This is a genomic window from Silvibacterium sp. (assembly GCF_047605705.1).
Lineage (GTDB): Bacteria > Acidobacteriota > Terriglobia > Terriglobales > Acidobacteriaceae > Silvibacterium.
In genome coordinates this window covers 18,034-27,241 of the sequence record NZ_JASGFD010000062.1, presented here as the reverse complement: position 1 = coordinate 27,241, position 9,208 = coordinate 18,034, and the positions used below count along the sequence as shown (strand labels likewise).

Genomic DNA, 9,208 nt, shown 5'->3' with positions numbered 1-9,208 from the left:
AGGTCGCGCAGGGCGCCAAGCCCGGCGAAGGCGGACAGCTGCCCGGCCACAAGGTGACCGAGCTGATCGCCCGCCTGCGCCACGCGCAGCCCGGCGTCACGCTGATCTCGCCGCCGCCGCACCATGACATCTACTCGATCGAAGACCTCGCTCAGCTCATCTACGACCTGAAGCGCGTGAACCCGCGCGCCACCGTCGGCGTCAAGCTGGTCTCCGAATGCGGAGTCGGCACGGTTGCCGCTGGCGTCGCCAAGGCCTGGGCCGATTACATCGTGATTGCCGGCCATAACGGTGGCACCGGCGCGGCTTCGCTCTCCAGCATCAAGTACACCGGCAGCCCCTGGGAGATCGGCCTGGCCGAAGCCCAGCAGGTCCTGCTCGATACCGGCATGCGCAGCCGCGTTCGTCTGCGCTGCGACGGCGGCCTGCGTACCGCTCGCGACATCCTCATCGCCGCCCTGCTCGGCGCCGACGAGTTCGCCTTCGGTACCGCTGTGCTCGTCGCGCTCGGCTGCGACATGGCCCGCGCCTGCCACCTCAACACCTGTCCCACGGGCATCGCGACGCAGCGTCCTGACCTCCGCGCCAAGTTCCGCGGCAAGCCGGAGCACCTGGTTCGCATGTTCGAGGAGCTGGCCCGCGATCTGCAGGCGCTGCTCGCGCAGTACGGCCTGCCTTCGATCGAGGCCGCCATCGGTCGCACCGATCTGCTCGAGCAGGTTCGCCATGACGGCAACCTGAACCTCGCGCCGATGCTGGCCGCTCCGGTCAGCGAACTCTCCCACTGGGCCGGTGAGCCGAACACGCAGAAGACCGCGCATCCTCCCATCGACGAGGCCTGGACCGCACCTGCCCTCGCCGCGTGGAAGGCAGGCGAACACTACATCTACGACGCACTCGTCACCAACGAGGACCGCACCCTCGGCGCCCGTCTCTCCGGTGAGCTCGCACTCGAGCACACCGCAGGACACGTCTCGCCGGGTCGCGTCACCTTCAACCTTGCCGGCGTCGCCGGCCAGTCCTTCGGAGCCTTCGCCGTCCCCGGCGTCGAGCTCGTGCTGAAGGGCACGGCCAACGATTTCGTGGCCAAGGGACTTTCGGGTGGCGAGGTGATCCTCAAGGGTGCGGGTCGCGCGGCGCTCCAGTCCGAGCTGCACGTGATCCTCGGCAACGTCGCCCTCTACGGCGCAACCAGCGGCGCGCTCTTTGCCGCGGGCCGCGCCGGCGAACGCTTCGGCGTCCGTAACTCGGGTGCGCTGGCGATTGTCGAAGGCGTGGGCGATCACGGCTGCGAGTACATGACCGGCGGTCTCGCGGTCATCCTCGGCGACACGGGCTATAACTTCGGCGCTGGTATGACCGGTGGCCTGGCCTGGGTCTTCGACGAGACGGGGAACTTCCTCAGCCGCGGCAAGTACCACGCCGACTTCCTCACCGCCGAGCCATGGGAAACGCTCGATGAAGAGGCCCGGCAGAGCATCCGCGGACTGGTCGAGCTGCACCTTGGCAAGACCGCCAGCACCCGCGCAGCATGGCTGCTCGGTGATTGGGATGAGCTGGCGAAGCGTTTCGTCCGCCTCACCCCGAAGCCGCAGGTATAGTCAGGCATTCAGACAGCTGCATAGAAGACCCGGCCTCGGTGCCGGGTCTTCGCCGTTTGCGCCTCGTTTCGGTGAACGAGTGCTTTACGGTTATCGCTGTAAAGCACTCCATCCATAAGGCTTGTGCGCCCTTAGCCTAAAGCGCCTTCAGCTCATGCAGGGCGAATGCGATTGCGGCGACGAGGCAGACGACAATGACGATGTAGGTGGTAAATACGGTAGACCAATCGAGATTCTTGTTCATCGGACCCCTCGTTTGGCAGGAATTCCGGGCAGCCTCACCTCAGCCCCCAATGCCATTACCGGACCACGGTAAGCGCAGTCGCCCGGATCTTTCCTTCAAGAAGAGCAATGACAAATCACTTTGGTTTTGCTATGGACCGAATCTGAACTCGCGGTAACAATCTGGCTCAAGGCGAGATACTTAACAGGAAGTACGCTTGAAAATTCGAGCGAGAGGCCACCTCCTGTCGGTTGGAACAATCCAACTGCTGAACGCAGACAGTGTTCGCCTAGCCTATGCCCAACGATTTCAGTACGCATGCACGCACTGCCGGGAACGCGCTTTTCAACTGGTGGAAAGCCGTTACCCTTGAGGCACTCTGCGTCGCCGTGCTTTGGTGGATCGGTCTCATGCTGCTGCATGTGGCTTGGGCGCCAGTGTGGGCTCTGATCGGCGGGCTGATGACCTTCATCCCCAACTTCGGCGGGGTCATTACGGTCATCTTTCCCGTGCTGGTCATTCTCTTCAGCGGTCACGACATGTACCGCCTCGGATTGGTGCTGGGACTTTACGCGGTGATCGTCGTTGTCGACCAGCTTGTGCTTCAGCCCATGCTCCTGAAGCGCGTGAGCCGCATTCCTATCTGGGCGTCGATCGTGGTGCCGATCGCTCTCGGCATCATCATTCCATTCTGGGGTGTGCTGCTGGGGCCGCCGCTGCTGGCAGTGATCTATGCCTTCCGCAAACCGCCAACGCAGATTCCGGGCGGCTGAGAGCGGACAATTCTAGCTATCTGTAAGCAATAGAAAAGGCAGGGACTCAGCGAATCCCTGCCTCTCATTATGGTCCTTCTTTGATAATGATTATTGACTGCTAGTCGCTATTGGATATGGCTATTCCGCACCGGCGTACTTCACGCTGCAGCCATAGGGGCGCGTGTAGCCAGTCGCCACCGGCTGGCCGGCCAGCGACTCGGCGAGAGCGGCCGAGACGTAGTTCTTCGAACCCTGGATATCGCTGGCGTCCGTGGTGGCGTGATCGTCGATTGCGCCGGAGTAGATCAGCTTGCCCTGCGGATCGATGACGTACATATCAGGCGTCGTCTTCGCGTCGTAGAGGTGTCCGATGGTGCCTTTCGGATCGATCAGGGCGGCAGTCGGATCGGCGTGCATCTTGCTGATGTAGGCGTTCTCGTCGGCCGGTGAGAGGTAGCCCTCGTTGCCCTGAGCCGACGACAGGATGGTCAGCCAGACCACGCCCTTGGCGGTCCACTCTTTCTGGAGGGCCTGCATGTTACCGCTCTCGTAATGCTTCTTCGTATACGGGCAGCCGTGATTGGTCCATTCGAGGACAACATATTTGCCGCGATACTCCGCGAGAGAGTGCGTCTTGCCCTGGGAGTCGACGGCCGTGAATGCGGGGGCCTGGTCGCCGACCCGCACCGCGTAGGCGGAGAGGGTGAGCGCGAGTGAGAGAGAGGCGGCAGACAGGATCGATGTCAGGCGCATGGGGCCTCCTTGGCGAGGTGGGATTCGGGGGAACGTCCTGCTCTGGGTTAGACGCAAACTCCTACCCGGCAGGACGCGCCCGCGGTCTTAGAAAACCTTCTCGCCTGTGGCCGGGGCTTCGGCCTTCTGCGTGTCTGGCTTGGGAACGGAGTCGACCGCGGAGATGACGATGCCGGGTGTCAGGACCTCAGGCAGCACCTTGGCGGGCTGGCTCGGATCCGCCGGATAGATGGCATAGGTGGGAATGCTGCTGCGTCCGAGGGCGGCCAGGGTCTGGGTGATGGCGTCATCGTGCTGTGTCCAGTCGGCTTTGACGAGCGCCATGCCACTCTGCGCCAGCTTCTGCTCGACGTCGGTGCGTTCGAGGACGACGCGCTCATTGACCTGGCAGCTGAGGCACCAGCTGGCGGTGAAGTCGACGAAGACCGGCTTGCCCTGCGCGCGGTATTGCGCGACGAGCTGCGGGGTGAAAGGCTCCCACTTGGTTGCGCCCGCGGTCGTGGCCGCGGAGCCGGATGCCGGACCGGAGATCGGTGCGCCCAGTTCTTTCGCTGCGTAGACCGGGACGACGATGGCCAGCGCGAGTACGAGTACGGCTGCGACGGTCGCAGGGGCCTTCGCAGGCCAGCGGCCGAGAATCCAGCCGGCGATGGCGAGCAGCAGGAAGGCGGCGAGCAGCGCCATCAGGGCCGTGGGGCCGGTGACCTGGGTGAAGACCCAAACCAGCCAGATGACCGTGCCGAAGATCGGCACCGAGACAGCCTGCTTGAGGACTTCCATCCACGCGCCAGGGCGTGGCAGCAGCTTTGCCCACGAGGGGACGAAGGTGAGCAGCAGATACGGCGCGGCGAGGCCGAGCGCGAGGGCGGTGAAGACGACAAAAGTGATGACCGGCGGTTGTGCCAGCGCGTAGCCGATCGCGGTTCCCATGAACGGAGCCGCGCAGGGCGTGGCGACGACGACGGCGAGGATCCCGGTGAAGAAGCTGCCGGTATAGCCGCTCTTCTGAGCAAGGCCGCCGCCTGCGCTGGTCAGTGTCAGGCCGATCTCAAACTGCCCGGCCAGCGAGAGTCCGAGGAAAAAGAGCAGCAGCGAGATGAGCGCGAGAAAGATGGGGGACTGGAACTGGAATCCCCAGCCGAGCTGATGGCCTGCGCCGCGCAGGACGAGCAGCGCCGCGACGACTGCCCAGAAGGAGAGGAGGATGCCCAGCGTGTAGACGAAGCCATGCGCGCGCAGGCGTCCACGCTCTTCGCTCGAAGACTGGACCAGCGAAAGGCCCTTGATGAAGAGCACTGGGAAGACGCAGGGCATCAGGTTGAGGATGAGGCCGCCGACGAAGGCGAGGAGCGCAGCGCCGAGCAGGCCGCTGTCCGTGCTGCCGCCGGTCGAGACCGCGAGTGCGCCGGGCGTGGCGTGAATCTCATACGAGCGTCCGCCGCTCAGCACCAGCAGGCCGTGCAGTTCCTTGGGAGTTCCTGCGATGTTCTCGTCCTTGATGAGGTCGAGTGTGACGCCATCCTTGCGCGGAGTGACAGTCTGGGGCGCGGGGTTCGAGACGATGGTCTGATCGAAGGGGAAGAACTGGGCGGACTCTTCCTTCTGGCCGGTCGAGACGGCGAGAGTGAAGCCTTTCGGGGTGGTCTCGAACTTCGCCTGATCGCCCGAGGGCAGCGGCCCGGGCAGCGTCGAGGCGAAGCGCGTGATGAGTGCGGCATCGTCCGCGACCTGGCCGGGCTGCGACGGCGCGGAGCCGAGAGCGGCGCGGGTTACGGCGAGCTCCGCCTTGCCAGGGATGCAGACCTCGCGGCAGACGAGCCAGCTCACCTTGCCGCCGAGCGATGCCGTTGAGCCTGCGGGCTTAACGCTGTTCGCCACGGTGACCGGGATGGGGAAGAGAACTTCGTTCTCGTAGCCGAAGTCCATGAGCGGGCCGAGGGGCAGACGCTTCGGGGTGGGGAACTGGATGTCCCCGGCGCTCACGCCATCGGGGAGTGCCCAACGGATGGAGGGCGGCTCGCCGGAGTCGCCGGCGTTGGTCCAGTAGACGTGCCAACCGGGCTCGAGCTTGAAGTAGAGACCGGCGGTGAAGTGCTGGCCGGGGTAGATCTGCGCGGGCGGGACGACGAGCTGAACGGTAAGGTGCGGCACAGTGGCGCTCGGTGTGGCTGGCGAAGCGGTCTCCGGAGTGGCAAAGGCACGACCGGTCACGAGCAGCAGAAGGGCAAGCAGAAACGGGAAAAGGCGGCGTCCGCGCATACTCCATTTTAGAGTCCAGACGCTGCCTTAGGGTTACAGAAGCTTCGGGACTGCTTCGCGCAGGGCCTTCTGCCTTCGGCCTCCGCTCCCGTTGGTCGCGATGCTGTTTGCTCTACCTGTCATCCGGGATCGCCGGCCGAAGGAACTGCTCTCCCACCCAAGTAGAGCCTGGACGGGGCAAATAATCGACTCGATTGGCGAAGGATTCGAGCGGGGACGTAAGCAAAACCGCATCTCAGCGGTGCTTAGGGGTGTTCTGCCTGGGCTCAATGCCAGCTTCCTGCATGATCCTGCGGGCTTCCGCCGGCCAAACTTTCCCGATTACGAGATGGTCGTTGAGGATGAGGTCGTTCTGATAATTCGTCCACATGCCGCCGGTTTTCGCACTGTCGTGCCAGTTGTCGGTCGCCGTGTTATCGGGGGAGATGCGCAACGGATACGCGGCGTGAACGGTGTTGATGTTCAGCCATTCTCCACCAGAGTCCTGCACGACGTTCCTTCGGACCGTAATGTAGCGTGATCCTTCGTCGAGATAGAGAGCAATGTGGCCGTGGTTGTCGTAAATATAGTTCTCGGTGATCAGGGTGCCGGGGCTTGCCGAAAGATTGTAGATCGCGCCGCCGTCGTGGAAGAGTTGCTTCGCTCCATGAATGCGGTTGGAAGCGACGACGACGTCGTGATGGGTGGTGGGTGTCTGGTACATGGGGTTCTGCGGCCAGTCGTATCCATGCATGCGAACGCGATAGTTGGGATTGCCTCCCGGATCCTGGATTCCCCATCCGTAACCGATATCGATTGCGTCATAGGGCAGATCGGAAAGGTCGTTATGAAGGATGATGGCGCCTTCGACGTACGTGCTTAGAATCGCGCTGTTATCGAGGTAGTCGCGGCTGACTGACTGGATGCGATTGTCGCGAATGATGAGCTGGCGATTTACCTGGCGGATGTCGGAGGGATGGTGCGCATCGCGCCGGATTCCGCCCGCAAGAATTGCTCCGCCGGAGCAGTCCTGGAAGAGACTCGAGGTCACCGAGATATCGCTGGTGGCAAGTCCTGTGCCGGAAAGAGTGGCATTGGCATCGTTCCCTATGCCGAGCGCGTACTGGCCGAGATGATGGAAGACGTCCTGGTCGAAGGTAATGCGCTCTGCAGCGCTTACCTGAACAGAGGCAGGCATCTGGTTCCACTGATTGCGCATGCTTTCGAATGCCGGACAACCGATAGCGCAGGTGGAGATAGGGTCGGCGGGATAGGCCTCTGCATGCCCGGTGAGATAGGCTCCGCTCTGCTGGCTGGCATACCCTTCCGGTCCGGATGGAGCGAGCCAGGTGGTGTAGGAAAACTGCAGTACTCGAAAGGTGAGGTTACGCACAGGAGCATCGAGACGGCCGCTGATGGAGACGAGGACCGTAAGGCGGGGCAATTCCACGTCGGCCATGCTGAGGTCGGTTCCGGCTGGCGGACGTAGATAGAGCCGGCCCTGATCGGGATCGAGATACCATTGGCCGGGTTGTGTGAGCAACGAGAGAGCATTCGCGAGGTAGAGATGCTGGAGTTCAGGGTGGAAGGGCTTCTCGATGGTGTCGTATCCCCACAGGTTGTTATCCCATGCAGGCTGCTGCATCTCGAGTTTGCCGTTCGTAATTCGCTGAACGGGAGAGATGCGTTCGGTGAAAAATCCGGTGGCGCGAAGCTCCAGGTGTGAGGCTTGCCCGAGCGCGGGCAGTGCAGGCGCGGAGTGTTTCGGCGTCATGCCCTCACGGGTGAAGGTGTAGTCGCGGCGGTGGATCTCCATGGAAGCGACCGGGGCGGACACGTTGTTCACCCAGAGCTGCCGTGTCGCGAGACCGGGTGGTGTATCTGCGACGTAAATCCCCCTGACCTTATCGTAAGGACGCCATCCGGTAATGCGCAGCGCTCCACTGAGGACAGGATGCGCACCGGGCGCGGCTTGCCACACAACGCTGTGGCCACTGCGGCCTCCATCCGCGGCGCTGAAACGCAGAGGCTGCGTGAGCGGATATATCCCGTCTGCGAGTTGCACCGTTACATCGTGCTGCGCATTGAGCGAGCGAACAGCGGCCTGAGCGCGGTCGAGCGTTTTGAACGGCGCGGAGGGAGTGCCATCTGCCTGATCGTTGCCGAATGGGGACACTGCGATCGTGATTGCGGCTGGCGATGCATTCTCATTTGCGGCCAGGGAAGGCAGAGATAAGAGCATCGCCGCAAGTACAGCGCTCAGCCGTGATCTGTGATGGTGGCACAGCTGCCGCATGGCGCGGGGCAACTCCCTGCCTGATAAATGGGCATAACGCTTCAGCACGATTTGGGCTTCCTTTGGCTATTCCGGTCGCAACCCTGTTGCCCAGATTACAGGCGATTTACTTCCGTTTTGAATAGAAAAAGGAAATTAGATTGACATTATTTTCGATGATGCGGAAGAATGCATCGAATCCTGAAGGCGGCCGGTGATCATCTCAGCAGATCGAAAACAACATGAGACTACAAACGTTGCCGGAGCGGCAACGTTGGCCATGATTGCCGATGACCTGACCGGAGCCTGCGACTGCGCCGTTGCATTTACCGGTGCAGGGCAGGTTATACGCATTTATCTGGACGATGCTCCGGAGGCACTGAGTGGGGTCTTCGCGGTCTCGACGGAAAGCCGGGATCTGGAGCCCTGGGAGCAGGCGGCGCGGTTGCATCGTTTCGCGAAACGGATGCCGCATGGAGCGGAGATTTTCAAGAAGGTCGACTCCGTATTTCGTGGAAATACTTTCGCGGAGATTGCAGCCAGCATGGCGGCTTTTCCTGCGCGTCTGACTGTGCTGGCTCCGGCGCATCCCGTGCATGGCCGGCGCGTGCGGAATGGAATGCTGCACGTGGAAGGAGCAGACTGGCACGAGCCTTTAGATCTGATGGCCGGGCTGCGCGCAGCCGGGTGTGAGCCTCTTCTTGTGGATGCGGAGAATGCCTCGAGCGGGCTGCGGACGGCTCCGCGAGGGGCATTGTTACTTTGCGATGCCTGGACTTCGGGAGATTTGGAAACGATCGTGCGGAGCGTGGCGGAACGTGGAGAACGCGTACTGTGGATAGGTTCCGGAGGTCTGGCCCATGCATTGGCTGGAAACCGCCAGAATGCTGCGCGATGCAGGAACGAGAGCTGGCCAACGGGCCGGGTGGTGTTCGTTGTAGGCAGCGCACACACTATCACCCGGGAACAGATCTATTATTTGCAGCAGGCCGCTGCAGTCGCGATGGTGGGGTGTGATGAGGCCGCGCCGCGGTCGAGCTTCGTGCTCAAGGCGCCGCGTGGCACAAGCGAGGAAGTGGTGCGAGCGATGCTGATGGCGCTCGATCTATCAGAAACGGCTTGCTTGTTTCTTACCGGCGGAGACACCGCGATGCTGGTCTGCCGGGCTCTGGGCATCCGGAGCCTGCGGGTGATGTGGGAGTTCGCTCCCGGGGTACCGGTGTGTGTGGCCGAAGGTGGCCCGTTCGCCGGGATGAGGATCGTGACCAAGAGCGGAGGCTTCGGTGCGCGTGATCTGCTGTACCGCATTTTCGAAGCATTTTCACAACCGGCGATCCGAGCATCCCGAAAGAGGGATTTGTAA

At 62.5% G+C, this 9,208-nt stretch carries 6 protein-coding genes; 3 read left to right on the top strand and 3 right to left on the bottom strand.

The genetic code is table 11. From position 1 onward, the window contains the following. Window positions 1–1,601 (top strand): glutamate synthase-related protein (locus QM649_RS17555; protein ID WP_415200366.1); only part of this gene is annotated, 1,601 nt, incomplete at its 5' end. A 519-nt stretch (window positions 1,602–2,120) separates the two neighbouring features. Next, window positions 2,121–2,597, top strand: a complete 477-nt coding sequence (locus QM649_RS17550; protein WP_415200365.1) for an AI-2E family transporter — start codon at window positions 2,121–2,123, stop codon at window positions 2,595–2,597. 120 nt (window positions 2,598–2,717) lie between these two features. On the opposite strand, the gene QM649_RS17545 is transcribed toward QM649_RS17550, so the two are convergent. From QM649_RS17545 to QM649_RS17535, 3 genes are all read right to left on the bottom strand, one after another. Next, entirely contained in the window at window positions 2,718–3,332 is a 615-nt protein-coding gene (locus QM649_RS17545; protein WP_415200364.1) for a thioredoxin family protein, read from the bottom strand. An 87-nt stretch (window positions 3,333–3,419) separates the two neighbouring features. Then, window positions 3,420–5,591 carry a protein-disulfide reductase DsbD family protein gene (locus QM649_RS17540; RefSeq protein ID WP_415200363.1) on the bottom strand — a complete coding sequence of 724 codons (2,172 nt, stop codon included), beginning with the start codon at window positions 5,589–5,591 and terminating at the stop codon, window positions 3,420–3,422. Window positions 5,592–5,826: 235 nt separating this feature from the next. After that, window positions 5,827–7,866, bottom strand: a complete 2,040-nt coding sequence (locus QM649_RS17535) for a hypothetical protein (protein ID WP_415200362.1) — start codon at window positions 7,864–7,866, stop codon at window positions 5,827–5,829. A 259-nt stretch (window positions 7,867–8,125) separates the two neighbouring features. Here QM649_RS17535 and QM649_RS17530 point away from each other — a divergent pair, with 259 nt between their 5' ends. Beyond that, entirely contained in the window at window positions 8,126–9,208 is a 1,083-nt protein-coding gene (locus QM649_RS17530; RefSeq protein ID WP_415200368.1) for a four-carbon acid sugar kinase family protein, read from the top strand.

Coding starts and splice junctions, on each gene's coding strand:
- QM649_RS17550 (WP_415200365.1), top strand. CDS start 2,121: ATGCCCAACGATTTCAGTACGCATGCACGCACTGCCGGGAACGCGCTT.
- QM649_RS17545 (WP_415200364.1), bottom strand. CDS start 3,332: ATGCGCCTGACATCGATCCTGTCTGCCGCCTCTCTCTCACTCGCGCTC.
- QM649_RS17540 (WP_415200363.1), bottom strand. CDS start 5,591: ATGCGCGGACGCCGCCTTTTCCCGTTTCTGCTTGCCCTTCTGCTGCTC.
- QM649_RS17535 (WP_415200362.1), bottom strand. CDS start 7,866: ATGCGGCAGCTGTGCCACCATCACAGATCACGGCTGAGCGCTGTACTT.
- QM649_RS17530 (WP_415200368.1), top strand. CDS start 8,126: ATGATTGCCGATGACCTGACCGGAGCCTGCGACTGCGCCGTTGCATTT.